This is a genomic window from Streptomyces sp. NBC_00249 (assembly GCF_026342355.1).
GTDB lineage: Bacteria > Actinomycetota > Actinomycetes > Streptomycetales > Streptomycetaceae > Streptomyces.
Window position 1 is genome coordinate 407,215 of the sequence record NZ_JAPEMV010000001.1, and the last position, 25,008, is coordinate 432,222.

Here is a 25,008-nt window from a genome sequence, read left to right on the forward strand (position 1 = left end):
TGAGCCGGCCGGTTCCGGCGGGGATCCGGCCGGGCGGGTGGGTGCGTTCATGTGCTGCGGGCCCGGCCCGCGAGCAGGGCGGCCAGCAGGGTGGGGACGAGGAGCAGGCCGAAGGCGGCCGCGTACCCGGTCAGTTCGGAGGCGCCGAGGCCCAGGCAGGTGTTGAGGACGGCCGCCGCCAGGCCCAGGATGGCGATCTGGCCGAGGTTCTGGTTGGTCTGCATGGCGGCGCTGGCGTAGCCCTGGCGGCCGGCGGGGCTGTGCGCGAGGGACAGTACGGTCAGGGACGGGTCCAGCAGGCCCATGCCGACGGCGGCGAGGAGCATGCCCGCGGCGGCGGTGAGCACCGGGGACCCCGGCAGGGTGCCGAGGACGGCCAGGGCGACCGCCACGGCCATGACCAGGGCGCCGACGACGACGAGCCGGTGCCGGGGCCAGGACTCCAGCAGCCGCCCCTGCACCCAGGAGGCGCCCGCCCACACGACGGCGGCGCCGGTGAAGACCACGCCGATCACCACGGCGGACACCTGCCGCTCGGTGATCAGCATGAGCGGGACGAAGGCCTCGACGGTGAAGAACACCCCGGAGCCGAAGCCCCGCAGCAGCACGGTGGTGGGGAGTCCCCGGGCGGCCCGCCAGGTGCCGACGGGCAGCAGGCGGGGCGCGAAGAGGACCAGCAGCCCGAGGCCGACGGCCGCGAACAGCAGGTGCCGGGGGTCCCAGCCCGACACCCCGTACTGTCCGAGGGCGGCGGCCAGGCTCACCGTCGTCGCGATCAGCAGCGCCGGGCGCGGCGGCTGTTCCCCGTCCGGGGCGGCCGCGCCGGGTCCGCCGCGGCCGCGCAGGACGAGGACCAGCGCGAGGGAGGGGATCAGGGTGAGGGCGGCGAGGCCGAAGAACACCGCCCGCCAGGACCACCATCCGGTGACGAGCCCGGCCAGCGGGGGGCCGGTCAGCGAGGGGATGATCCAGGAGGTGCTCATCAGGGCGAGGGCGCGCGGGCGCAGCCGGTCGGGGTAGGTCTGGCCGATGGCGGTGTTGATGCACACCGCGACCATTCCGGCGGCCAGTCCGTCGAGGAACCGGCCGGCCGCGAGCTGCCAGATGGTGGTGCTGGTGGCCGAGACCAGCAGGGTGACGACGGTCAGCACCATCCCGGCCGCGAGGGGCCGGCCGGCGCCGGCCCGGTCGGCCCAGTGGCCGCCGAGGACCCCGCCGAGCAGGCTCGCGGACACGAAGCAGCCGGCCACCAGGGGGAAGAGGGACACTCCGTCGAGGTCGCGGGCGGCCGTCGGGAGGGTGGGTACCACGGCCAGCGCGGCGAACCCGGTGAGGAACATGACGGCGGCGAAGGTGGCCGTCGCGGCTCCGAACTCCCGTGAGAACAGGCCGGGTCCGGGCCCGGACGCAGCCCCGGCGTCGGGCCGGTCCGGGGCCGCCTCCACCGCCGGGCCGGAAGGGTCAGACATCACGGCCCAGCTGCGGCAGGCCGGTGATCGCCCGGTGGGTGTCGCAGGCCAGCCACTGGGCCAGGGCGCGCAGTGCCTCGCGCAGCGGGGCGGAGGGCCGCCAGTCCAGCTCGCTCTCGATGAGGCCGGTCGCCATGACGGCCTGCGCCTCGGCGGGTTCGGCCAGGTCCTCCCATGCGGTGCGGCGGGCGATGAGCGCGACGAGCTCGGCCAGTTCCTCCTCCGTCCAGACCTGGGAGGCGACGTTGAACACGGGCCGCAGGGGCTCGGCGGCGAGTACGGCGTCGACGGCGGCGGCCAGGTCCCGGTGGTCGAGGACCTGGTGGCGGCGGGTGCGGTCCAGCTGGAGCGGTTCGCGGGTCCACGCGCGGTGCATCCAGTGGGCGGTGGTCCCCTCGACGAGGACGCCGGGTCCCAGGGGTTCGGCGGCCCGCAGCACCTGTACGGCGGTCCCGGTCTCCTCGCCCCAGCGGCGGACCCGCTCCTCCTCCAGCCACCACCGCAGGGCGGCCGGGTCGGAGGGAGGTCCGGCCGGGCCGTCCTCGGTCGCGGGTCCGTCCTGCGGTGCCCGGCCGACGCCGCGGTAGATCTGCGCGGAGCCCACGTAGAGCAGGCGTCCGGTGCCCGCCTTCTCGGCGGCGGCCAGGACGCGTTCCAGCCGGTCGGCGCCGTCCGCGGCGGAGCCCAGGTGGACCACGACGTCGCTGTCGCCGTCGGGTTCCGGCCGGTGGACGGCGCGGTGGCCGAGGTCCTCCAGCAGGCCGGTGAGCAGCGGGCCGAAGCCTTCCTCTCCGCCCGTGACGGTGACGGTGGCCGTGGCGGGGGTGTGGGCCGAGGTCGCGCCCCCCGGCGCGGCCTCGGCTCCCCCGGCCGCCCCGGCGGCCACGGCGGATTCGGCTGCGCGGCCCGCCTCGAAGGCCACCAGGCCCAGCTCCCGCACGGGCGGGATCAGTTCGCCGAGTTCGGCGGCGGTGTACTCCTCGCAGAGCCCGCCGGGTCCGACGGAGTCCATCACGGCGTGCGTGACGGCCGGTTCCGGCGCCTCGGCCGTGACCCGGGCCACGACCACGCCCATCATGTAGGCCGTCTCCCACACCGCCTGCGCCACCCGCTCGGGCAGCGGGGCCGGCGGGGCCGCCTCGTGCGCGGCGCGGGAGTGCTCCGCGAGCCCGATCCGGCTCAGGTAGCGCCCGGTCTCGACGTACTCCCACGGCGCGTCGGGGCCCTGCCGCACGGCGCAGCGGGCGTCGCCGTACTGGTAGAAGGGGACGACCGCGAACTGGGCGCAGTCGTAGGTGGCGGGGCGGGGTGCCCGGCTGGTGAAGACGGCGGCCTGGCGCCAGCCGTGGGTGGTGTTCCCGGCGATGCTGGGGACCTCGCTGTGGTCGACCGTGCTGGGCACGGCCACCCTGATGGGGACGCCGAGGGAGTTCAGGTACCGCTGTACGACCACGTCGTAGGGCCAGCCGAGACCGTGCTCGGCCGCGAAGGCCGCGTAACCGCGGGCCGCTCGGGCCGGGAGCATCAGGCCGAGGCAGGGCGTGTGCTCCTCCAGGGCGTACGTCCACTCCTGCCCGGCGAGCGCCGCCAGTCGCGCGGCGGCCCCGGTCCGGCCGTCCCAGCCGGCGTAGAAGGCGACGGCCTCGTCGGGGACGGCCGCCGCGACCTGCTCGACGTAGGGGTAGAAGCCCTCGGCGAGGACCACGTCGTCCTGGAGGACCAGGTGGTGGGTGGCCTCGGGGTCCACGCACTGCCAGGCGAGGGCCCCGGAGCGCAGCGCCGTCGGCGGGCCGTCGGGCTCGGGGTCGGTCACCACCTGGATCCGGCCGCGGGGGTCGGTCCCGGCGAGCTCGCGGGCCGCGTCGAGGCGTCTGGGATGCGTCATCACCGCACCGCTCAACCGGACAGGTACCACGGGGGTGTCGGCGGGGATCGGGGAATTCATGGCACTACCTCGCAGGGCTGGACGATGTATTGCGGGAGTCGCGGGAATTACGGGTACGTGAAGGGGTATTGCGGGAGCGTGAACGGAAGCCGTCACCGGCCCGCCGCGGCAGAATTCCACGGTGCCGGACCATCCGGCTCCGATCCGGCGGGCGGGCACGGCGAGGCGACTTCCCCGAGAGAAGGGGATCAGTAATTCGGAAAGGAATCGACGGATCAGGTGCCGGAATCCTCGGCGGCCTTGTTGCGCACCTGCCGCTCGTTGTTCTCGAGGCCGTGGTCCATTCCCTGTTCGCGTTCCAGCCGGATCATTTCGGCGGGACGGTAATTGAGAATGTAGGCACGGCGGTTGTGGTCCGTGGTGTTTCCCCGCGAGGAGTGCAGGATTCCGCCGGCGTGGGCGACGGCCTCGCCCGGTGACAGGGGCACCGGGGTGGCCCCGGGCTCGTCCTCCGAGCAATCGCACTCGATGTTGCGGCCGTCGCTCGTGGGGCGGTGCGGGCGCAGGGGTTCGAGGTGCGAACCGGCGACGTACCACATGCAGCCGTTGTCCAGGGTGGCCTCGTCCAGGGCCACCCAGACGGAGACGGCACGGGTGTCGGGCAGGTCGACCCAGTAGGCGGCGTCCTGGTGCCAGGGCGTCGGGACTCCCGTGTGGGGTGCCTTGTGGATCATCATGTCGAAGTCCAGCGTGGCATCGTCGCCGATCAGCTCCCGCGCCAGGGCGAGGGCGCGGGTGTGGAGCGGCAGATCGCGCAGCGGGGGGTGGAGCGCCGACGGCCACATGATCTGGGTGATGTTCTCCCGGACGCCGTCCTTGCGCGGGACGTGGGAGCCGAGGTCGGACCGCTTGTCCCCGCTCTCGATCTCGCCGCTCAGGAGCCGGTCGTAGATCTCGCGATAGGTCTGGACCTCTTCGGGGGACAGGAGCGCTCCGGCCGTGGCGAACCCGTCCTGCCGGAATGCCTGGGTTCGTAAGAGACCGGCTTTCACTGTCATGGCGATGGAACCTTTCTTTTCTCATCCACTACCGGTGGACGCTGATGTCGAGGCCGGGGGCCCGGATCGACGATGTCGATGCACGCCCGACGCTGGGCCCAAAAAGAAATCATGAGGGGAGAACAAAATCCCCGTCGGACCGGCGGGGGCAGTCCACACCCGTCGGGAGCGATTACCGGGCGGCCCGGCCGTCCTTGTCGCATCGGCAACCTAAGGGACGACTTCAGGACCGGTCAAGCTTATTGAGACAGCCTTCACGGTGGCCGGTCTGCCCGTTTTGTTAAAACCAATCCGAGGCGCCCACACCCCGGCACCTGGGGTTTTCCCATTCGACGCACCGGCGGGAACTCGGCGGGTTTGGCCGGATGCGGACAGCCGGTGGTCGATTTTCAGTCGCGTTTCACTCGGCCGGAATTATTGAAGGGTTCGTGCGAAAACAGGACAGCTCGCCCCGCAACCCCGGCCCACCAGCGATCTTTCCGGCGACGGCCGCGCGGACCGCTCCGGGCGGCCGTCAAACGTGATCCCGGTCACTGATGATCTTTGCCGTCCGGCCCTCCACCATGGGCCTGCCCAGCCCCCCTCACCCCGCCACGGAGGCCGCCATGCCCGGCGTCGGAACCATCTCGCCCGAAGGCCTGGAGGTCCAGGTCGCACACCGCCGCAACCCCTACGCCTACATGCTCACGGGGGCGGAACTCGACGCCCTGCTGCTGGAGGTGGCGCTGCGCCGGGCCGGGAGCGTCTGGCGCCACCACACCGCCGACGAGCGGGACGCCCCGCGCGGCGCCTACCCCCGGCCCGCGATGGGCTTCGTCCTGCTGGACGCCACCGCGGGCCCCTGGACACCCAACGAGGAGGCCGTCCTCGGCGTGATCGCCCTCGGGGACGGGGGGCACGCCTTCCTGCCGAACGCCGCCGCCAAGGCGGGCGCGCACCGCCGGCTCGGCCGCAACAACGGCGAGGCCGTGCACGTCGATCCGCACCTGCTCGGCACCGGCGGCTTCCGCTACGGCCATTCCGCCGAGGTGCGCGGCCAGATCGTCGGCGCCAGTTCGCAGGGCACCGACCAGGACCTGTACGAAGCGGCGCTGCTGGCCGGGGAGTTCGTCGACGCCGTGAACTCCCGCCACCGGGCCTGGGAGCAGCGCGTCGGGCCGGGCGACTGGGCCTCCCCCGACGAGCGGCCGGCGCCCGAGTACCGGGCGATGACCGACTGGTTCACCCCGGCCCCCTCCCCCGCCGCACCGGCGCCGGCACCGGGCGAAGGGGTCGCGCTGCTCCGGTGAGCCGCGCGTGTCAGGTGACGCGGAATCCGATGGTGGCCGGTTCACGGAGGAAGGTGAGCCGGTCCCAGGTGGGGAAGGCCAGGTCCGTGACGGCGAGCAGCCGGCCCGAGAGGTCGTGCAGGGTGCGGCGTACGGTCAGCCCGCAGGCCGGTGACGGGGCGCCGGGCCGGGTGGTGCGGGTCATCGTGATGGTCTCGGCGGTGCGGCCCCGCGCGGCGGTCCGCTCCAGCCAGCGGTGCAGCGGCCGCAGGTCCTCGTCACGGGCCGCCGCCGCCCGGTCGAGGTAGGGCGCCAGTTCCGGGGTCCTGGCGACGGCGCGCGGGCAGAAGTAGGTGACGGCGTGCTGGAGCGTCTCGCCCGCCGGGCCGTACGCGCGCTGGTGGTGGACCAGGGTCAGCGCCCCGCCGCTCATGCCGAGGAGCGCGGCGAGCGAGGGCGGCACGGTGACGAGGCCGAGCCGGGAGCGGGTGGCCACGCCCGGCACGGCGTACGCGCCCGCCCGCACGGCGGGCCCGGACGGCGGGGCGGACCCCGCGGCCCCCTCGGCGGCCGCGGCCCGGGTGCCCCGGCGGCCGGTGACGATCAGTCCGTCGGCGCGCAGCTGCTGGAGGGCGGCGCGTACGGTCTGGCGGTTGACCCCGTAGCGGGCGGCGAGGGTGCGCTCGGAGGGGAGCTTGCCGCCGCAGGTGCGGGTGGCGTGGTCGAGCTCGTCCCGGAGGGCCGCGGCGATCCGCTGGTACTTGGGCGTGGCGGCCGGGCCGCCGCCCCGCGAAGGGGAGGGCATGGCTTCTCCTCTGACGGGTGGTCAAGGACTGCGCGGTCTGCCCGACCAACGTAGCATTGGTCTATACCTTTCGGTACGCGGGTTGCCGGTGCCGGAACCACCTTGGCCAAATCCCACTCCCGCCGCCCACCCGGCCCGCTAGGGCCTAGCCCCGCAGGGGGTTGGGCAGCGGCAGGTAGCGCGCGTCCGCGCCGTCCGCCCGGGTCCACCGCAGCAGCAGGTTCGTCTTGGCCGGAAGGTCCGGGCCCGCCAGCAGCTCCGCGATCTCCGGCAGCCCGTGCGCCCGGTCGTAGCGCAGGAACTCCTCCCGGACCGCCGGCCACACCCGGTCGGCCAGCTCCGGACGGCGCTCCGCCAGGGTCCCCGCGATCTCCGCGAGGTGGTTGACCATCAGGCAGTACACGAGCCGCTGCCAGGCGGACTCCCTCGGCATGTCGTCCGGAAGTTTCACCCCCTCCGCGTCGCGGAAGAGGGCCTGCACCGGCATGCCCCGGTCGTCGACCGCGACCAGGCAGTTCTGGAGGTGGGCCTCCAGCACGATCCCGTGCCGGGCGAACAGGTCCAGTACCGGAGGCACGACGTGGCGCAGGTACGCCTCCCACCACGCGCCCGGATCGGCCGCCGAGGCGAGCGGGCTGCCGTCGAACCCCTCGGCGAGCGCGGCGGCCAGCAGCGGGGTGGACCCGGCGACGCCGTGGACGCGCAGGCCGTCACGGACGAGGACGGCGAGCTCCTCGAAGGCGAAGGCGGCCGTGCGGTAGCCCCGGTCGCACAGCCACGCCGCCGTCGATCCCGTACGCCGGCGCAGGTCGGCGAAGGCCTCCTCGACGGCGGCGTCGGTGCGGCGCAGCTCGAGCAGGTCGTGCCGCCACAGGCGCCGGATGTCGTTGGTGATCCGGACGTCGAGGCTGAACTTGGCGAACAGGTCGGCGTCCGGGTCTGCCGAGGGGGCCGGCGCGTACACGGTCCGCAGGGAGGCGGTCGGCCAGACCGGCAGCCGGGTCGGGCCGAGCCGCAGCAGGCGCCCGTCGGCGAAGGCCTCGCGCACCTCCGGCCGCCCGGCGACCAGTTCGAGCTGCCAGGGGTGCGCGGGCAGGAGGGCGTATCCGGCGGGCGGGCGGGGGCCGTCGAGGATCCCGGCGAGCGCGTCGACGGCGGCAGCGGCCCGCGCGCCGCCCTCCTCGGCCACCTGGTCCTCGCGCAGCCCCAGCATGTGCAGCGGGAAGCGGGCGTGGGCCTCGGGTGCGTACGGGAGCCAGCTCGCGGCGGGCGCGCCGCCCCGGGCCTTGGGCGCGGGGTGGTGCGGATGCCCCATGACCAGGGCCTGTTCGGAACGGACGTACGGGTCGGCGGGCGCGGCGGCGCCGGCCCGCGCGGCGAGCAGCGCTGCGAGGGCGTCGCGGCTGTCGTCGATCTCTGCGGGGAGTTCGTCGTTGGTGACGCCCGTGCAGCGGTGCAGTTCGTCGGCGACCAGTTTGACGAGGTCCGAGTGGCCGAGCGGCTGCCAGCCGTCCGCCGTGCGCAGCTCGGGCCCGGCCGGGCGGCGCCCGCCGCCGACCCGCAGCAGCCGGCCGCTGCCGCGCAGCCGGTGGACGCCCGCGCCCTGGGCGTCGGCCACCTCCCTCAGCAGGCAGTTCAGGAGCGGGGCGGCCGCGAGGGCATCGGCGTCGGCGTTGGGGTGCACTGGTTCCATTCGGTCCATCCGGAGTGCCGGAGGTTCGCGAGGTGGACCACCGGTCGTGATCTTCAGTATCCGCGATGATGACGTGATCATCAGGCAAAGCGATCCGAAAGGAATGGGACCCTGGACCGCAGCACGCACCTCCCCGACCCCGACCCCGGGCACTGCCCCGCCACCGCAGCCGAGGAGGCCGTCGCCCGTGCGCTGGGCGGCGTACGGCCCGGGCTCGGGTCCGCGTACGAGGCCTCGCTGGCCGGTGCGCGGGCCGCCGTGCTGACCCGGCTGTGGCGGGCGCTGGCCTTCGAACCGCTGCCCTGGGTGGTGCGCCGGGAGCACGGTCCGGACTCCCTCACGCTGCTGCTCGCGGACGGCCGGCGCCTGGAGGGGCCGGCGGCGGACCCGTACGCGACCGGCGACCGCGTGGACGAACTGCGCCTCGACGGCCGGGGCCACCGGCAGGCCGCGCGGCTGGTCGAGGCGCTCGGGGCGGCGCACGGGAGCGCCTTCGCCGCCGAACTCGACGACTCCACCGCCTCCCTGGCGCTGTCCCGGGCCGGGCAGCCGACGGGGCCGCGAGCGGAGCCGGACACCGGCTGGGAGTGGGAGCAGCGGGTGGTCGACGGGCACCCGTACCACCCCAACTGCCGCTCCCGGCCCGGTTTCTCGGTAGCCGAGCAGCTGGCGTACGCGCCGGAGCACCGGCCGGTGGTGGAGCTCGGGCTGGTCCCCGTACCGGCGCGGGAGTGCCTGGTGAGCGGCCTGTGGCCGGACCACCTGCGCGAAGGGGACCGGATCCTGCTGCCGGTGCACCCCTGGCAGGCCGAACACGTACTGAAGGGCGAGGCCGCAGGGGCCGGTTTCGCCGCGCATCCGCTGATGGCGCTGCGCACCCTCGCCCCGGCGGAGGGCGGCCCGCACGTGAAGACGGCCCTGAGCACCCGGCTGACCTCCTCGGTCCGCGACATCTCCGGCTACTCGGTGGAGACCGCGGCGGTGGTCTCCGCCTTCGCCCACGCCCTGTCGGAGCGGCTCGACGGCCGCCTGCACATCACCCGCACCCTCGGCGCGGCCACCGCGCACAGCCCGGACCTGGCGGCGGTGCTGCGCGAACCCCCGGAGACGTACGCGGGCCCCGGCGAGCGGGTGGTGCCCGTGGCGGCGCTGGCGGGCACGCGGCTCGCCCGGTCCGCCGCCTGGCGGGCGGAGTTCGCGCGGCTCGCGCTGTCGGTGTGCCTGCGGGTGCTGGACCTCGGGGTGGCCCTGGAGGCGCACGGCCAGAACCTCCTCGTGGTGCTGTCCGCCGACGGGGCCCCGCTGCGGCTCGTCTACCGCGACCTCGCCGACATCCGGATCAGCCCCGCCCGGCTGGCCCGGCACGGGCTGCCGGTGCCGCCGCTCTCGGGGCGGATCGTGACGGACGACGAGACGGTGCTGCGGCGCAAGCTGTTCGGCTCCCTGGCGGCGGGCGCGCTCGCCTCCACCGCCGGCTCCTCGGCGGCCTTCGGCGAGGACCTGGCCGCCGCGCTGGACGGCCTCGCGCCGACCGCCGACTCGCGGCTCCTGCACGGCCCGCTGCCGGTGAAGGCACTGACCCTGATGCGGCTGAGCCCGGGGGTTCCGGGCGACCAGTGGGCGCAGCTGCCGAGTCCGCTGACGGGAGGGCCGGTCGGGGGGTGAGACCTGCGGCCCGGCGGGCTACTGTTCAGGGGCATGACAGACACCTCGCACGTCAGTACCGTACGGGCGTCCTACGACGCCGTGGCCGTCGACTACGCCCGGCTGCTGCGCGGCGCCCTGGAGGCCGAACCGCTCGAACGGGCCATGCTGGGCGCGTTCGCCGAGTGCGTGCGTGCGGACGGCGGCGGGGCGGTGGCCGACCTGGGCTGCGGCCCTGGACGGGTGACGGCGTACCTGGACGATCTGGGCCTACGGGCCTTCGGCGTCGACCTCTCCCCCGCGATGGTGGCGGTGGCCCGGCGCACCTATCCGGGGCTGCGTTTCGAGGTGGGCCGCATGGGCGCGCTGGACGTGGCGGACGGGGCCCTCGGCGGGGTCCTGGCCTGGCATTCCACCGTCCACACCCCACCCGCGGAACTCCCGTCCGTCTTCGCGGAGTTCGCCCGGGTCCTGGCGCCCGGCGGACACGTCCTGATCGCCTTCAAGGCCGGGGACGAACGCCGGCGGCTGGAGCACGCCTACGGCCACCCGGTCGACCTCGACGTGTACTGGACCCCGCCGGACCTGATCGCCGGCCTGCTGTCCGGGGCGGGCCTCACGGAGGTGGCCCGCCTCGTCCGCCAACCGGGCCCCGCGGAGAAATGCCCCCAGGCCTTCCTCCTGTTCCGCAAACCCCCGACGCCCTGACGGCCCCTCCGGACGGGGGCGCGGGCACGACCGCCGGGCCGACGGCTGCACGGCGCCGCCGGGACCCTCGTGGTCCGGCCGTACGCGGGTACCCCCGGCGGCGGGGTCGGTGACGGGCGCGGGCTCGTACGTACGGGCGGGCGGGTGAGCCGTTCGGGGGGCAACGGGGTGGTGGCGGGCCCGCCTTCGTGGGGATCGGGCCGGGCGGTGGCAGGAAGGAGGGGTGAGCCTCCCACGCCGCCGGGTCCTGGCGGGCGCCGCCACCGCCGTCCTGGCCACCGCCGGGGCGGGGCGGCGCGGCGCCGCCGGCTCCCGCGCGCCCGACTTCGCCGCGCTGGCCCGGGCCCTCGACGGGCGGCTGGTGCTGCCGGGCGAGCCGGACTACGCGGAGGCCCGGCAGCTGTTCCAGCCCCGCTACGACACGGTCCGGCCCGGCGCGGTGGCCTACCCCGCGCACGCCGGGGACGTGGCCGCCTGCCTGGACTTCGCGCGCCGCTCCGCCGTGCCCGTGGTGCCGCGCGGCGGCGGCCACAGCTACCCCGGCTGGTCCACGGTGGAGTCCGGGCTCGTGATCGACACCGGGGCGATGGCCGGGGTGTCCGTCGAGGGCGGCGAGGTGCGTGTCGGCGCGGGGGCCCGGCTCGCCGACGTGCACGGGGTCCTCGCAGCGCGCGGCCTCGGCGTCCCCGCCGGGCTGTGTCCCTCCGTCGGCATCGCGGGCCTCACCCTCGGCGGGGGCCTGGGCCTCGCCTCCCGGGCCTACGGAACCACCTCCGACCGGCTCACCGGCGCCCGCGTGGTCACCCCCGACGGGGTGGTGCGCGAGGCCGACGCGGGCCACGACCCCTCCTTGTACTGGGCGCTGCGCGGCGGCGGGGGCGGCAACTTCGGGGTGGTGACCGAGTTCCGGCTCCGTACGCACCCGGTCGCCGACGCCGCCTTCGCCGAACTGCACTGGTCCGGCGCGGACTCCCCGGCGGTGCTGCGCGGCTGGCAGCGCTGGCTGGGCGCCCTCGGGGACCCGTTCTGGAGCCAGGTGGAGTTCGCCCCGGAGTCCGGGCCGGGCGCCGCCCCGGCGGTCCCCGCCGTCCGCGTGGTGTGCCTGGACGGGCGCGGGGAGCTGGAGCGGGAACTGTCGCGGCTCACCGCGCTCGTGGGCCGCGAGCCCCGGGACAGCTGGGTCGTCGTACGCGGCTACGGGGACACCGTGCGGGCCATGGCGGGCTGCCCGGAGCAGGGCGCCGCCGCGTGCCGGCTGCCGGGGCGGCTGCCCGGCCGGGACCCGCGCGGTCTCCTCGGCCGGGACTCGTACGCCGCCCGCTCCGACTTCTGGGGCGGGGCCGGACTCCCCGACGCGGCGGTGGAAGTGGTGCTGGACGCCGTCCGGCGCTACCCGGGGGCCGTGCCGCGCGGCGGGCGCGGGGTGGTCCAGCTCGACGGGGTGTGCGGCGGGGCCGTGAACCGGGTCCCGGCAACCGCGACGGCGTTCGCGCACCGGGACAGCGCGTTCCTCGCCCAGTACCTCGTCTACTGGCCGGAGTCGGCGCCGGACTCCGAGGTGGCCCGGCACCAGGGCTGGCTCGACGGGCTCTGGCGGGACCTGCGCCCCTGGGCCGGCGGCAGCGCGTACCAGAACTACGCCGACCCGAAGCTCACCGGCTGGCGCGAGGCCTACTACGGGCCCAACCTCCCCCGGCTGGAGGAGGTCCGGCGCGCCTACGACCCGGACCGGCTGTTCCGTTTCCCCCAGGCCGTCTAGAACAGGAGCCAGACATGCGACGTACGTCGACGGTGGCGGCGGCGGTGGCCGCCGCGGTCCTGCTGCTGCCGGGCGGGCCGCTGCCCGTCGCGGAACCGGGCAGTGCCGAGGCGGCCCCCGGGCGGTGGACCGCGCGGGAGGCCGCCTCCTTCTGGACCCCGCAGCGGATGGCTTCGGCCGTCCCGGTCCCCGATCCGCCCGCACCGCAGGCCCCGGTGGCGGCGCCCGCGCCGTCCGCGCCGCCGGCCGCCGGGGACTCGCCGACACCGACACCGGCCCCGGCACCGGCGGCCGTCCCCGTCCCGGGCGCTGGCCCCGTCCCGGGCGCTGTCCCCGCCCCAGGAGCTGTCCCCGTCCCGGGCGGCGTCGCGGCGCCGGACCCGGCCCCGCCCGCGCCCTCCACCGCTCCCACCCCCGCGGAGGCGGCCGCGCCCGTACCCACGGCACCGGCCGACGGCGCCGCTCCGGCGACCCCGGCGGCCCCGGTGGACCCGGTGGACCCCGTGGACCCGACCCCTGCGGTAGTCCCGTCCAGTCCCGTCGACCCGACCCCCGCAGTAGTCCCCTCCTCCCCGGCGGTCCCCGTGGCCACACCCACCGGCTCCGTCCCGGCATCGCCGCCCGTCGTCCCCGTACCCGTGCCCCGGCCCGCGAGGCCCGTCGTGGTCGCGCCCGCCCCCGCAGGGGTGGGCCGGGACTTCGACGGGATGCCGGTGGTCGGCCGGATGTTCGTCATGAAGGGAGCCGGCGCCTACTTCTGCACCGCCAGCGTGGTCTCCTCCCCCGGCCGGAACCTGGTGCTCAGCGCCGCGCACTGCCTGCTCGGCACGGACACCCGCCAGGTGGCCTTCGTACCGCAGTACACCCGGGCGGACCCCCAGCCGTACGGCATGTTCCCGGTGCTGCGCGACGCCGCCGGCCGCTCCAAGGTGTGGATCCACCAGCGCTACCGCACCGAGGGCGCGGAGCGGGCGGCCACCCTCGACGTGGCCTTCGCGCAGGTCGGCCCGGACGCCGACGGCGACCCCGTGGAGAGCGTGGTCGGCGGCAACAGGCTCCTCACCGGGGCCGCCTTCACGCACCCCCAGATCACCCTGATCGGCTATCCGGCGTCGGCGGCCCGCCCCCGGATCTGCGTGAACCGGACGACCAAGTTCACCAGCACGGACGCGAACAGCCCCGGATCGTTCCTGCGGATCGACTGCACCGGCTATCCGGGCGGCACCAGCGGCGGCCCGTTCCTCGCCCGCTACGACGCCGCCACCGGGACCGGGGACGTGGTCGGGGTGATCGGCGGATGGAAGACCGGCGGACCCACCGCCGACACCTCGTACAGCTCCTACTTCGGCGCGGAGATCAGGAAGCTGTACCGGACGGCTGTCGCCGGGGCCCGGACGGCGTGACCCCCGGCGGTACCGGCTGCGCCGGCACGCCCGGGGTCGGCACCCGCACCCAGCGCGTCCGGCGCGGGTTGCCGACCGTACGCGGGGTCGCCGGCACCTCGTCGGCGCTCAGCGGATCGGCGGGCGCCAGCTCCAGCTGGCGGCGCAGATCGGCCAGGGCCGCGTGCACGGGGGCGAGGATGACCTCGGCGCGCGGGTGGATGTACGCCAGGGCGTGCGCGGTCGTCTCGATGGTCTCGGCGGCGTCCTCGGCGGCGCTCCGGCTCCACCCGCCGGGCTCCCCGCCGCCCCAGGGGACGACGGCGTCGTAGAGGTGGCAGGCGGCGTCGGCCGAGGCGTCGGCCCGTTCGGCGACGCCCGGCGCCGCGATGGTCGGCAGCAGCTCCATGCCCGGTCAACGAGCGGAGCCCGCCGGGGGAACTAGTGCTGTGGCCGGAAAGGTTTGCCGGGTCGCGGTGTCCGGTGCGGTACCTCGCAAGGCGGAGGGCCGCCGCTCGTACTGGACGTACTCGGGTGGCCCGACAACGCGGCGAGGTGCCGTGCCGGGCGCCGTGACACGGCAAACCTTTCCGGCCACAGCACTAGGGCCTGTCGTCAAACTCGCGTCGTCGCCCGGAGGGCGGACGGGAGTTTGACGACAGGCCCTAGGCGGTCTCAGCGGATCCGGCGGGCCACGGCGTGCGCCCCGGCGGTGGCGGCCCCGGCCAGGGCGAGCCCGGCCGCGAGCTCCCGGGCGCGGGTGGGGCGCAGTACTCCGGCGCGGCGCAGCCGGCCGCGCGCCCACAGGGTGAAGGGGACGACGACCAGCGGCGAGGTGACCGCGCCCGGGGTGTAGCCGCGGGTGGCGGCGGCCTGCGCGAGGTGGACGAGGCCGTGCAGTCCGAAGCCGTCCAGGGCGCGCTGGTAGAAGGCGGAACGTCCGCCGGTGCGGTACCCGTCGGCGGCCGCCGCCGCGACGACCGCCCCCATGACGGCGACGGCGGTGGCGAACTCGCGGCCGTCGATGTCGCCGACGCTGCGCCACACGCGGTCCGGGACGCGGGGATGGCGGGCGCGCAGGACCGGGACCCGGGTCCGGGACCAGCGGGCCACGGTGGCGACCTCCTCCAGGTCGTGGACGGCCCAGGCCGCCAGCAGACCGAAGGTGGCAAGAGTGAGGGAAGGTTTCTCCGATGCGTTCACGAGGCAACAGTCTGCAGCCACAGGGGCAGCAGCAGGAGGGAAACCAGCGAAGTCTTGATCACGAGGGAGGCGGAGAGGCCGACGCCGATGTCGTAGCGCTGGGCGAAGATGAAGAGATTCTGCGGGGTGGGCATCGCGGCGATCAGCACCAGGTACGCGAGCCATTCGCCCCGTACGCCGAACAGCCCCCCGCACACCGCCCACGCCAGCAGCGGGAACGCCACGCACTTGAAGGCGATCAGGGCCATCTCCTCCCGGGTGGTGCCCCGCAGGTCCAGGCCGGCGCCGCCGAGGTGCAGGCCGAGGGCGAACAGGGCGACCGGCGAGGCGCTGTCGCCGACGAAGGCGGCGCCGTCGAGCACCACCTTCGGGACGTGCACCGACAGCAGGTTGAGCAGGATGCCCGCGTTGCAGGCGAGGACCAGCGGGGTGACGAGCGAGGCGCCCAGTGCCCGTGCGAGGCGGGCGGCGGGCCCGCCGGCCGCCGGGTCGGCGCGGCCCAGTTCCATCACGGCGATCACGACGAGGGACAGCACGCAGACCTGGAAGAGCAGCACCGGGAAGATCGGCGCGGCCGTCCCGAAGACGGTGATGAAGACGGGCACGGCGAAGTAGGCGGTGTTCACCTGCACCCCGGCCATCACGCGCAGCGCCACGGCGCGGGGCTCGCGTATGCCGTACGCGGCCGCCGCGGCGGCGACGGCGAGCACGGCGAGGGCGGCGGCCGCCGCGTAGCCGCCGACGGCCCGCCAGTCGAAGAGGGCGCCGAGGTCGGCGGCGTAGATGTTGCCGAAGAGGTAGCAGGGGACGGCGAAGAGGAAGGCGTAGTCGGCGAAGGCCTTGGACGCCTCCGCCGGGACCGCCTTGCGGCGGGCGAGCAGCACCCCGCCGCCGAAGGCCAGCAGCACCGGCACGAGCTTTTCGAGTGCGGCTGCCCCGCCCATGCGTACCGGCTCCCTTGATCGACCGTCGGCAGCCTACCCCCGGCTCCACGACCGCTCCCGGACGGGCCCGGACGAATCGGGCTCGACCGGCAGTGCCCGCAGGACCCGCAACCCGCAGGACCCGCAGGACCCGCAAGAGACGGCCTAGGCTGGACCGATCATGAGCCTCAAGACGCGCAGCCGCTTCCGCAGGTCCCGTCGGGACGGGGAGGCCGGTGGTGACCGGCCGGTCCGTACGGAGCGCGGGTCCCGCGCGTCCGGACCGCCGGGCGGGTGGGCGCGGTTCGCCGTCGCGCTGCGCCAGCCGGGGCGGGCCGGGGAGCCGCTCCTCGCTCAGGCGCCCAAGCGGTGGCAGCGGCTGCTGCCGTACGCCGTCGTGGCGATCTTCGTGGTGTCGCTGCTGCCCGTCACGATCGCGGTGCTGACCAACGACTACGCGCTGGGCGGGGGCTGGGCCGGAGCGCTGGGTGTGGCGCAGACCGTGCCGCTGCTGCTGGCGGTGACCCGGCCGCTGCCGGCCTGGGCCATGGTGCTGTGCGCGGACGTGGTCGGGGCGGTGCTGCTGATGGGCGCCGACCAGGTGGCCGGGCACGCCTGGCCGTGGACGCCGCCGGTGGTGGTCGGGTACCAGGTGCTGATGATCTGCCTGGGGCTGCGCGAGTCCGTGCGGACCCTGGTGCAGGTGTGGCTGGTCACGGGCGCGGCCGGGGTGGCCCTCGGCTTCTCCCAGCCCGCCGGGGTGACGAACACCGTGGCCCTGCTCTTCGTACTGGGCGGTGCGGTGCTGGCGCTGACGGGCGCGCTGCGCGGTCTGGGCGACGCCCAGCAACGGGTGGCCGAGCAGCGCAGCATCAGCGAGGCGGAACGGTCACGGCGCACGCTGCTGGAGGAACGGGCCCGTATCGCGCGGGAGTTGCACGACGTGGTGGCCCATCACATGTCGGTGATCACGGTGCAGGCGGACTCCGCGCCGTACCGCCTGCCCGGGATGCCGGAGCCGGTACGGGAGGAGTTCGCGGCGATCGCGGCGAGCGCCCGGGAATCCCTGGGCGAGATGCGGCGGCTGCTGACGGTGCTGCGCGGGGACGGCTCGAACGGCGGCGACGGCGCGGGCGGCGAGCGGGCGCCGCAGCCGGGGATCGGCCGGATCCAGCAGCTGGTGGAGGCGACCGTACGGGCGGGGCAGCCGGTGGAGTTGTCCCTGGCGGCGGGCGCGGCCGGGGTGGCGCCGCCCGCGGTGGACCTGTCGGCGTACCGCATCGTCCAGGAGGCCCTGGCGAACGTGGTGCGGCACGCGCCGGGAGCGCGGACCCGGGTGTCGGTGACGCACTCCGCCGAGGAGGGCGAGGTGCTCGTGCTGGTCGTCAACGGCCCCGCGCGGGACGCCGTGGTGGAGCTGGAGGAGTCGGGCACCGGGCACGGTCTCGTCGGGATGCGCGAGCGCGTACGGTTGACCGGCGGCACCCTGGACACCGGCCCGCTGCCCGACGGCGGCTTCCGGGTCGCGGCCCGGCTGCCGCTGGATCCCGCGGACGGGCCCGCCGGTACGGCCGACACGAGCAAGGACGCAACGTGACCATCCGCGTGATCATCGTCGACGACCAGGCCATGGTGCGGGCCGGTTTCGCCGCCCTGCTGTCGGCGCAGCCGGACATCGACGTGGTGGGCGAGGCCCCCGACGGCCGGGAGGGCGTGCGGGTCTCGCGGACCGTGCACCCCGACGTGGTGCTGATGGACGTACGGATGCCCGAGCTGGACGGCCTCTCGGCGGCCCGCGAACTGCTCGACCCGCCGCGGGGGGTGGTGCACCGGCCGAAGGTGCTGATGCTGACCACCTTCGACATCGACGACTACGTGTACGAGGCGCTGCGCGCCGGTGCCTCGGGGTTCCTGCTGAAGGACGCCCCGCCGGCCGACCTGATCGCGGCGGTACGGGTGGTGGCGTCGGGCGAGGCGCTGCTCGCGCCCTCGGTGACCCGCCGGCTGATCGCGGACTTCGTACGGCAGCGGCCGGCCCCGCGCAAGGATCCGGCGCTGCGGCTGAACGGGCTGACCCCGCGCGAGACGGAGGTCCTGGAGCTGATCGCGCGCGGGCTGTCGAACCAGGAGATCGCCGCGCACCTGGTACTGGCCGAGCAGACGGTGAAGACGCACATCGGCCGGGTACTGGGCAAGCTGGACCTCCGCGACCGGGCGCAGGCGGTCATCTTCGCGTACGAAGCCGGCCTGGTCCGCCCCGGCGACTCCGCCTGACCCGGCCCCTCCCTCCTCCACCCCCTACCGGGGTATGACATCCGGTTTGGCTCCCTGGTGCGACGCCCGGCCGGGTACCTCCTTCCTACCTTCCTCCTCGTCACGAGGCTCGTCACGAGGAAGAGGAGAAGGGGCATGCGCCGCTTTGGGAGGACGTCGGTCACGGCCGCGCTGGCGGTGGCCGTCGTGGCGGGGACCGCGGGGTGGGCTTCCGGGGAGAGTCAGACGGCGGTGACCGGGCCGCCGCCGGGGACCGCCGCCTGGCTGGCCGACACGGCCCCGGGGGGCCGGGCGCTGCCCGATCCGGGGCGGGCGACACCCCGCGAGGTGGCCCGCTTCTTCGCCGGGCTGGACGGGGCCGCGCGGCGCGAACTGCTGCGCTCCCACCCGCTGGTGGTGGGCAACCTCGACGGGGCGCCGCTCCCCCTGCGGTACGAGGCCAACCGGATCGCCGTCGCCGCCACGGGTGAGGCCCGCTACGCCTCCCTCGGCGCGCCCGACCGGCAGATCCTGGCCTTCGACCCGCGCGGGCGGGGCCTCGTCGCCGAGGTGTTCGGGGACCTGGAGCAGGCGGCGCACGTCTCGGTCGTCGTACCGGGGTCCGACAACGACGCCGCTTCCCACGACGCCCCGCGCGCCCCGCACACCGGCCCGGCCGGGATGGCCCGCGCCCTGCGGGCGGCGACGGGCGCCTCGACGGCCGTGGTGGCGTGGACGGGCTACACCACCCCGGTCGGGGTGGGCCTGGACGCGGCGGACGGAAGGCTGGCCGAGGCGGGCGCCGTCCGGCTGGCCCGGTTCACGGCCGGGCTCGACGCGGTCGGCGCCCCCGACCCGGTGCTGTTCTGCCACAGCTACGGCTCGGTGGTCTGCGGGCTGGCGGCCCGGCACACGGACGCCAGCGACATCGTCGCCCTCGGCTCGCCGGGGATGCGGGCCGACAGCGCCGCGGGCCTCGGCACCGGGGCCCGGGTGTGGGCGGCGCGCGGACCCTCGGACTGGATAGCGGACGTCCCGAACGTACGGTTCGCCGGGATCGGCCACGGCGCCGACCCCACCTCCCCGGCCTTCGGCGCCCGCCGGGTGCCCGCCGCCGACGCGAAGGGCCACACCGGCTACTTCGCCCCCGGCACCCAGTCCCTGGCGGCCTTCGCCGCGATCGCCGAGGGGGAGGTCCGATGAGCGCGCTGACCGTGCTGCGCGGGACGGCCGGGCGGATCGACCGGCAGACCCCCGCCCACCGCGACCGGGCGGTCGACGGTCTGCGGGCGCTGGCCCTGCTGGCGGTGCCGGCCGGGCACTGGATGCTCGGCGGGTTCACCCTCGACGAGGACGGCGCCCTGCACAACGCCAGCCCGCTGTCCGCCTTCGGCGCCCTCGCCCCGGCGAGCTGGGTGCTCCAGATGCTCGGGATCTTCTTCCTGGTCGGCGGGTACGCGTCGGTGCTCTCCTACCGGCGCCGCGCCGGGTCGACGGGGGCGTGGCTGAAGGGCCGCGTCGTGCGGCTGGGGCGGCCGGTGCTCGGGGTCACGGCGGTGTGGGCACTGGCGGCGCCGGTGCTGTACGCGGCGGGGGTGCCGGAGGCCACCTTGCGGACGGGGGCGACGCTGGTGGTCCAGCCGCTGTGGTTCGTCGGGGTGTACGTGGTGGTGACCGCGCTGACCCCGTACTGCGTGCGCGCCGCGCACCGGCTCGGCGGGTGGGCCGCGGCACCGCTGCTGGCGTCGGTCGCGGTGGTGGACCTCCTGCGGTACGGGCCCCTCTCCGGCTCGGTGCCGTCGTGGCTGTCGGTGCTGAACGTCCTGCCGGGCTGGCTGTTCGCCTACCAGCTGGGCGTGTCCTGGGGAGAGCGGCGGATCGGGCGGCGGGGCGCGTGGCTGCTGCTGGTAGGCGGGGCGGCGCTGTTCGCGGTGCTGCTGCTGGTGTTCCACTACCCGGCGTCGATGGTCGGCGTACCGGGCGAGGCGCGCACGAACTCGCACCCGCCGTCGCTGCTGGTGCTGGCGCTGGCCTCCGCGCAGTCGGGGGCGGCGATCCTGCTGCGGGACCGGCTGGCGGCCCTGCTGGCCCGGCCCGCGCTGTGGGCGCCGGTGGTGGTGGTCAACCTGTCCGCGATGACGATCCTGTGCTGGCACCAGAGCGCGATGCTGGCGGCGGCCGTGCCCGCCTCCTTCGTGGGCGAGGTCACCGGGCTGACGACGGCACCCGACAGCCTGGGGTGGCTGGTGGCACGCCTCGCGTGGCTGCCGGTGTTCGCGGCGCTGCTGGTGGGCATCGCCCGCCACACCCGCCGCTTCGAGGGTCCGCCGCGCGCGGGCCGCGGCGCCCCGGCACTGCGCCGCACCGTGGCGGGTCTCCTGGCGGCCGGTTTCGCGGTGTTCGCGCTGGGTCTGGCGTAGGACCCGCGTCCGCTACGACGAGAGCGCCGCTCCCCGATGGGAGCGGCGCTCTCGTGCGTGGCTGTCGGGCCTCAGGCGATCGAGGCCGCCACGATCGCGGCGACGGCGAGGTTGCAGGAAGCGGTGACCCACACGGCCGGGTGCGGTTCGGGGTCGACGACGATGGCGCCGAGCTTGCCCGGGGTCACCAGGTCCAGCACCAGGAAGGCGACGGCCATCAGGACCAGGCCGAGGACGCCGAAGGCGGCGGTGGACAGCAGGCCCTTGCCGAAGTCGTCGTAGGTGGTCCAGATCGAGGTGAAGACGATGCCGCCGATGCCCAGGAGCGCGGAGCTGAGGAGGAGGGCGGCGTTGCGGTTGCGCTCCTCCCAGATCTGCTTCGGGAGCTTCCCGGGCGTCAGCACGTCCACCAGGACGATGCCGAGGATCAGCAGCACCAGGCCGAGGGCGCCGTAGGCGCTCGTGCGGCCAAGTCCGTTGACGATGTCGCTCATTGAGAAGCCTGTCTCCGCGTGGGTGGGATAAGGATGGACCGTACGGGACGGGAACCGGCCGTAGGGAGGCCGAATCTATCGCACGGCCCCGCGCCCGGCCATGGGGAGGTCAGGAATTGGCAAAGGTCAGGGGCGCGCGGCCCGGTGAGGCGGCAGCGCTGACGGAGCTCGTCATGCGGTCCAAGGCCCACTGGGGGTACGACGCCCGGTTCCTCGCCGCGTGCGCGCCCGAGCTGCGCGTGCGGGAGGAGGAGCTGACGGCCCGGCGGATCGTGGTGGCCGAGGACGCGCGCGGGAAGGTGCTGGGGCTGGCCTCGCTGGAGGGGCCGGACGGCGAGGGGCGCGTCGCGCGGCTCGGGCTGCTGTTCGTGGAGCCCGCCGCGATCGGCCGGGGCGTGGGGCGGCTGCTGTACCTGGACGCGGTGCGCCGGGCCGTCGCGCTGGGTTCGCGCCGGCTGCTGATCGACTCCGACCCGCATGCGGCGGGCTTCTACCGGGCGATGGGCGCGGTGGCCTCTCCCGGCCCCGCGCCCGGTTCCGCGTCCGGGCTGGTCCGCTTCGAGGTGGCCCCGGCGCCGCTGGCCGGCTGGGCGCGGGCCTGGACGGGCGGGCAGCGGGCGGTGCACGTGGGCAATGTCGCCGAGTTCAACGCGCAGTTCGCCGACGCCTCCCTCGACCGCGAGCAGCGGGCCGCGCACGACTACGCCTGCCTGGCCGCCTTCTACAGTCCCTGCCCGGCCGCCCTGGTGCTGCCCCGGTCCGTACCGCCGGGCTGGGTGGCGCTCGTCGGCCGGCAGCTGGGCTGGGGGCCGGACGTGGAGGTCTACGACGGCCTGGTGGAGCGGGGGCCCGGCCTGTCGGACCGGGTACGGGCCCGGCCGGCGCTGGCCGGACGGATCACCGGGCGCGGTCTGCCCCTCGTACCGTGGGGGCACACCGAGCCGTACGCGCGGCTGGCGGGCCTGCCGTGGCGGCCCCGGGAGCTGCGCTACGAGTCGAAGTCGGCGGCGCACGCCCTGTTCGCCGGGATCCTGTCGGGCGGCGGGCACCCGCGGATCGTGCTCCCCGCGCAGTGGCGGGCCGGCACGCGGCGGGCGGCCGTACGGCTGCTGGCGGAGCGGACCCGGCGGGGCGAGAGCACCGTTCTCAAATCGGAGCACGGGGTCGGGGGTTCGGGCACCACGGTGGTCTCCCCCGACGGCGTACGGGCGGCGGGCGGCCCCCGCGCGCTGCTGCGCCGGCTGCCGCGCGGGCCGCTGCTGGTGGAGGAGTACGTGCCGGGCCCGCCGGAACCCGGGGCCGGGCCCCGGGACCTCACCTACGACGGGTTCGTGGACGGCGCGGGCCGGGCGCACCAGGTCGGCGCGGCGGTGATGGACGTGGCCGGCGGCGGCTACCGGGGCGCGACGGTGGGGCCGGGGGTGGTTCCCGGGCGGCTGGCGGGGCCGCTGCTGGGGTTCGGGGCGGCGGTGGGCCAGGAGCTGGCCGCGTCGGGCTACCGGGGCTGGTTCGACGTGGACTTCGTCGCCGACGCGCAAGGGCGGCTCGCGCCGACGGAGACCAACCTGCGCCTGACCGGCCCCTCGGCCGCGTTCATGGTGGCGGCCCGGCTGGACGCGCTGCGGGGCGCGGGGCACCTCGTACGGATCGCCGACCGGGTGGAGCTCGGGGCGCGGCTGCCGCAGGGGCGGCTGGTGGAGCTGTGCGGGGAACTGGCGCGGGACTGCGCCGGTCTCGGGGCGGTGTTCGTACCGGCCGTCCCGACCGGGGCCTTCGATCCGGAGCCGTGGCTCGGGGTGCTGGTGGCCGCGCACAGCGCCGGGGTGCTGGACGCGGCAGAGGCGCTGGTGCGGGAGCGGGCCCGGGCGGCCGGCGCGGGGCTCGGCGGGCCGTAGCCGTACGGTCCTCGCCGCCCGCTGCCCAGCCGCTCAGTTGTCGAAGTCGAAGGGCGTGGACGGTTTGCGGGTGACGTAGAACGCCACGACCATGCCCGCGATCATCAGCGGGATGTTGAAGGCGTAGACGAGGGCGGCCTGGCGGGGCCAGTCCTGTTTCGCCGCGAGGCGGTAGAAGTTGTCCTGCGGCCACCAGGCGAGCAGCAGGTAGGCCACGGCCAGGTGCGCGGCCCGGGTCAGGGCCCGCCCCCGGCCCCGGCGTGGCATCAGCCGGCGCCCGCCGAGGAGGAACACCACCCCGGCGGCGAAGGCGGCCACCTCGAAGACGTACAGCACGAAGAAGAGGAAGGCCCACGGCTGGGGTACGCCGGTGAGGTCGGTGGAGCCTGGCCAGAACACCCCGGTGAGCACCGCGAGCAGCACGGCCACCGGAAGGGACAGGCAGCCGGTCGCGCAGCCCGGCGACAGGCCCTCGCCCCCGGCCGCCCCGTACTTGCCGCCGCCGGACGGCGTGCCCCGCGGCTTCGGCTTCGCCGGTTCGGGCGGCTGCGGTACCGCCGCCCGGTCCTCCTGGCCGGCCCGGTTGCGGGGCAGGGCTCGCAGCCGGACGAGCCCGCCGGGGAGCTCCTCGTACGCCACCTTGCCGGACAGGTGCTCGCGCAGGGAGTCCAGGCCGACCGCTTCGCGGCCCACCGCCCAGTCGGGGTCCTCGGGCGGCGGGGCGACGTAGGCGACGAGCCGGGTGCGGTAGGCGGTGGTGACGCGGGCCACCACGGCGGCTCCGATGTGCGGGTGGGTGCGGATCGCGGACTCGACGGCGTACGGGTCGAGGCGGCGGCCGCCCTCCAGGGTGAGCCGGTCGCGCAGCCGCCCGCCGAAGGCCAGCAGTCCGTCGGGGCGCAGCGTCCCGAGGTCTCCGGTGGCCACGGGGTCCGTGCCCGTCGGCGGGGTGAGGTGGATCTCCCCGTCGAGGACGTGGACCTGGCAGCCGGGGAAGGGGGTGCCGAGCGGCGCGAGGGTCTCCGGGTCGTCCTGGGGGCGGGGCAGCTGCGTCAGCTCGAACCAGGTGCCGGTGCCGGCGGCCTCGGTGAGCCCGTAGACGGCGAGCACGCGGGCGCCGGGGCGCAGCCGGTCCTGGAGGGCGATCTGCTCGTCGAGGTGGAAACGGTCGCCGGTGACGGCGACGAGCCGCACCGTGTGCAGGGCGGGGGCCGGTTCGCGGCCCCGTCCGGCGGGCGCGGGCGGCGGTTCGGGGGCCTGGCGCAGCAGTTCGCCGGCGCCGCCGGGGTCGGTGTACAGGCAGCTGACCTCTTCGTCCCGGACGGTGCGGACGAGGTCCTGGGGGCTCGGGACGTCGGTCTCGGGCAGGACCAGGGTGCCGCCGGAGCACAGGGCGCGGGTCCAGCCGGCGGCGAAGGCGGTGGCGTCGGCCTCCCCGGTGAACAGGTGGCGGTCCTCGGGGGTGGGCCGGGCGAGCTGGGCCCAGCCCTCGTACGCGGCGAGCAGCAGTGCCTGACTGACGGGGACGGCGCGCGCCTCGGATCCGCCGGTGAACAGGACGGCGGCGCCGGGCGTGTCCCTGAGTCGGTCGGGGGCGGTCGGGGGCAGGTCTGCGATGCCCCCCGCCCCGAGGTCCACGGCGCGCGGCCCGGCGCCCTCGTCGAGACGGGCGCGGTCGGGGGCGTCGGCGAGGAGCAGGTGCGGGGAGAGCGCGGTGAGCCGGCGCCGGCCGGTGCGCGGGCCGCTCCCGGAGTCGATCAGGCAGTAGGCCCCGCCCGCCTTGAGGACGGCGAGGAGTGCGACGACGCGCTCCACGGGGCGGGCGGTGGCCACGGCGACGCGGCGGTTCCCGGCCAGGCCGGCACCGAGCAGGCGGTGGGCCAGCCGGTTGGCCCGGACGTCGAGCTCCCCGTAGGTCAGGTGCTCGGCGCCGTGGACGAGGGCGCGGGCCGCGGGGGTGTCCCGGGCCCAGGCCTCGAAGCGGTCCAGGACGGTGTCGACGGCGGGGCGGGCGGACGGCGGTGCCTGCGTCATCCCCCGATGATGCCACCGCCCGGCGGCCGGGGAGGAGGCCTGCGCAGGGTGAACATCCTTCGTACGGACAGGAGTTGCGGCCTCCAACGGGTGGGGGCGGGGCGATCCCTTGACC

At 75.8% G+C, this 25,008-nt stretch carries 20 protein-coding genes; 10 read left to right on the forward strand and 10 right to left on the reverse strand.

The genetic code is table 11. From position 1 onward, the window contains the following. Positions 1 to 47: 47 nt before the first annotated feature. The 3 genes from OOK31_RS01920 to OOK31_RS01930 all read right to left on the reverse strand — a co-directional run bounded on the left by OOK31_RS01920 (position 48) and on the right by OOK31_RS01930 (position 4,412). The gene (locus OOK31_RS01920) at positions 48 to 1,469 is read right to left on the reverse strand and encodes an MFS transporter (protein ID WP_267010545.1); all 1,422 of its coding nucleotides are present in this window, start codon (positions 1,467 to 1,469) and stop codon (positions 48 to 50) included. Beyond that, positions 1,462 to 3,354 (reverse strand): NAD(P)-dependent oxidoreductase, encoded by a 1,893-nt coding sequence (locus OOK31_RS01925; RefSeq protein ID WP_267010546.1) that lies wholly within the window; start codon positions 3,352 to 3,354, stop codon positions 1,462 to 1,464. The genes OOK31_RS01920 and OOK31_RS01925 overlap by 8 nt, the downstream gene beginning before the upstream one ends. A 275-nt stretch (positions 3,355 to 3,629) precedes the next feature. Then, positions 3,630 to 4,412, reverse strand: a complete 783-nt coding sequence (locus OOK31_RS01930; protein WP_267010547.1) for a phytanoyl-CoA dioxygenase family protein — start codon at positions 4,410 to 4,412, stop codon at positions 3,630 to 3,632. A gap of 605 nt (positions 4,413 to 5,017) precedes the next feature. Here OOK31_RS01930 and OOK31_RS01935 point away from each other — a divergent pair. Then, positions 5,018 to 5,701 carry a hypothetical protein gene (locus OOK31_RS01935; RefSeq protein WP_267010548.1) on the forward strand — a complete coding sequence of 228 codons (684 nt, stop codon included), beginning with the start codon at positions 5,018 to 5,020 and terminating at the stop codon, positions 5,699 to 5,701. Positions 5,702 to 5,711: 10 nt separating this feature from the next. Here OOK31_RS01935 and OOK31_RS01940 read toward each other — a convergent pair whose 3' ends face one another. Both OOK31_RS01940 and OOK31_RS01945 read right to left on the reverse strand, forming a co-directional pair. Then, positions 5,712 to 6,485 carry a GntR family transcriptional regulator gene (locus OOK31_RS01940; RefSeq protein ID WP_267010549.1) on the reverse strand — a complete coding sequence of 258 codons (774 nt, stop codon included), beginning with the start codon at positions 6,483 to 6,485 and terminating at the stop codon, positions 5,712 to 5,714. A gap of 145 nt (positions 6,486 to 6,630) precedes the next feature. After that, positions 6,631 to 8,187: an IucA/IucC family siderophore biosynthesis protein gene (locus tag OOK31_RS01945; RefSeq protein WP_267010550.1), complete on the reverse strand. Its 1,557-nt coding sequence runs from the start codon at positions 8,185 to 8,187 to the stop codon at positions 6,631 to 6,633. A 183-nt stretch (positions 8,188 to 8,370) separates the two neighbouring features. Between OOK31_RS01945 and OOK31_RS01950 the strand changes: the two genes are divergently transcribed. The 4 genes from OOK31_RS01950 to OOK31_RS01965 all read left to right on the forward strand — a co-directional run bounded on the left by OOK31_RS01950 (position 8,371) and on the right by OOK31_RS01965 (position 13,692). After that, entirely contained in the window at positions 8,371 to 9,843 is a 1,473-nt protein-coding gene (locus tag OOK31_RS01950; protein ID WP_267011800.1) for an IucA/IucC family protein, read from the forward strand. A gap of 33 nt (positions 9,844 to 9,876) precedes the next feature. Beyond that, entirely contained in the window at positions 9,877 to 10,530 is a 654-nt protein-coding gene (locus OOK31_RS01955) for a class I SAM-dependent methyltransferase (RefSeq protein WP_267010551.1), read from the forward strand. Positions 10,531 to 10,753: 223 nt separating this feature from the next. Next, complete coding sequence (locus OOK31_RS01960) at positions 10,754 to 12,289, forward strand: FAD-binding oxidoreductase (protein WP_267010552.1); 1,536 nt, start codon at positions 10,754 to 10,756, stop codon at positions 12,287 to 12,289. Between the two features lie 14 nt (positions 12,290 to 12,303). Further along, a complete protein-coding gene (locus OOK31_RS01965; protein ID WP_267010553.1) occupies positions 12,304 to 13,692 on the forward strand; it encodes a trypsin-like peptidase domain-containing protein in 1,389 nt (462 codons plus the stop codon). Here OOK31_RS01965 and OOK31_RS01970 read toward each other — a convergent pair. The 3 genes from OOK31_RS01970 to OOK31_RS01980 form a co-directional block, all read right to left on the reverse strand. Then, positions 13,646 to 14,080 carry a hypothetical protein gene (locus OOK31_RS01970; RefSeq protein ID WP_267010554.1) on the reverse strand — a complete coding sequence of 145 codons (435 nt, stop codon included), beginning with the start codon at positions 14,078 to 14,080 and terminating at the stop codon, positions 13,646 to 13,648. The two genes, OOK31_RS01965 and OOK31_RS01970, sit on opposite strands and share 47 nt — an antisense overlap. A gap of 266 nt (positions 14,081 to 14,346) precedes the next feature. Beyond that, on the reverse strand, positions 14,347 to 14,874 hold the full coding sequence (locus OOK31_RS01975; protein ID WP_267010555.1) for an HXXEE domain-containing protein: 528 nt from the start codon (positions 14,872 to 14,874) through the stop codon (positions 14,347 to 14,349). Then, a complete protein-coding gene (locus OOK31_RS01980) occupies positions 14,871 to 15,818 on the reverse strand; it encodes an AEC family transporter (protein ID WP_267010556.1) in 948 nt (315 codons plus the stop codon). Before OOK31_RS01980 ends, OOK31_RS01975 begins: the two co-directional genes overlap by 4 nt. Positions 15,819 to 15,978: 160 nt before the next feature. Between OOK31_RS01980 and OOK31_RS01985 the strand changes: the two genes are divergently transcribed. From OOK31_RS01985 to OOK31_RS02000, 4 genes are all read left to right on the forward strand, one after another. Continuing rightward, entirely contained in the window at positions 15,979 to 17,394 is a 1,416-nt protein-coding gene (locus OOK31_RS01985) for a sensor histidine kinase (protein WP_267010557.1), read from the forward strand. Beyond that, positions 17,391 to 18,071 carry a response regulator transcription factor gene (locus OOK31_RS01990; protein ID WP_267010558.1) on the forward strand — a complete coding sequence of 227 codons (681 nt, stop codon included), beginning with the start codon at positions 17,391 to 17,393 and terminating at the stop codon, positions 18,069 to 18,071. Before OOK31_RS01985 ends, OOK31_RS01990 begins: the two co-directional genes overlap by 4 nt. A 135-nt stretch (positions 18,072 to 18,206) precedes the next feature. Beyond that, positions 18,207 to 19,253: an alpha/beta hydrolase gene (locus tag OOK31_RS01995; RefSeq protein ID WP_267010559.1), complete on the forward strand. Its 1,047-nt coding sequence runs from the start codon at positions 18,207 to 18,209 to the stop codon at positions 19,251 to 19,253. Beyond that, positions 19,250 to 20,470, forward strand: coding sequence for an acyltransferase (locus OOK31_RS02000; protein ID WP_267010560.1), 1,221 nt, complete (start codon positions 19,250 to 19,252; stop codon positions 20,468 to 20,470). Before OOK31_RS01995 ends, OOK31_RS02000 begins: the two co-directional genes overlap by 4 nt. Before the next feature lie 71 nt (positions 20,471 to 20,541). Here the strand turns inward: OOK31_RS02000 and OOK31_RS02005 are convergent, their stop codons facing one another. Further along, a complete protein-coding gene (locus OOK31_RS02005; protein ID WP_073908177.1) occupies positions 20,542 to 20,964 on the reverse strand; it encodes a DUF350 domain-containing protein in 423 nt (140 codons plus the stop codon). A 173-nt stretch (positions 20,965 to 21,137) separates the two neighbouring features. Between OOK31_RS02005 and OOK31_RS02010 the strand changes: the two genes are divergently transcribed. Then, on the forward strand, positions 21,138 to 22,859 hold the full coding sequence (locus OOK31_RS02010; protein WP_267010561.1) for a GNAT family N-acetyltransferase: 1,722 nt from the start codon (positions 21,138 to 21,140) through the stop codon (positions 22,857 to 22,859). A 33-nt stretch (positions 22,860 to 22,892) separates the two neighbouring features. Here the strand turns inward: OOK31_RS02010 and OOK31_RS02015 are convergent, their stop codons facing one another. Beyond that, positions 22,893 to 24,893 carry an AMP-binding protein gene (locus tag OOK31_RS02015; protein ID WP_267010562.1) on the reverse strand — a complete coding sequence of 667 codons (2,001 nt, stop codon included), beginning with the start codon at positions 24,891 to 24,893 and terminating at the stop codon, positions 22,893 to 22,895. Between the last annotated feature and the right edge of the window lie 115 nt (positions 24,894 to 25,008).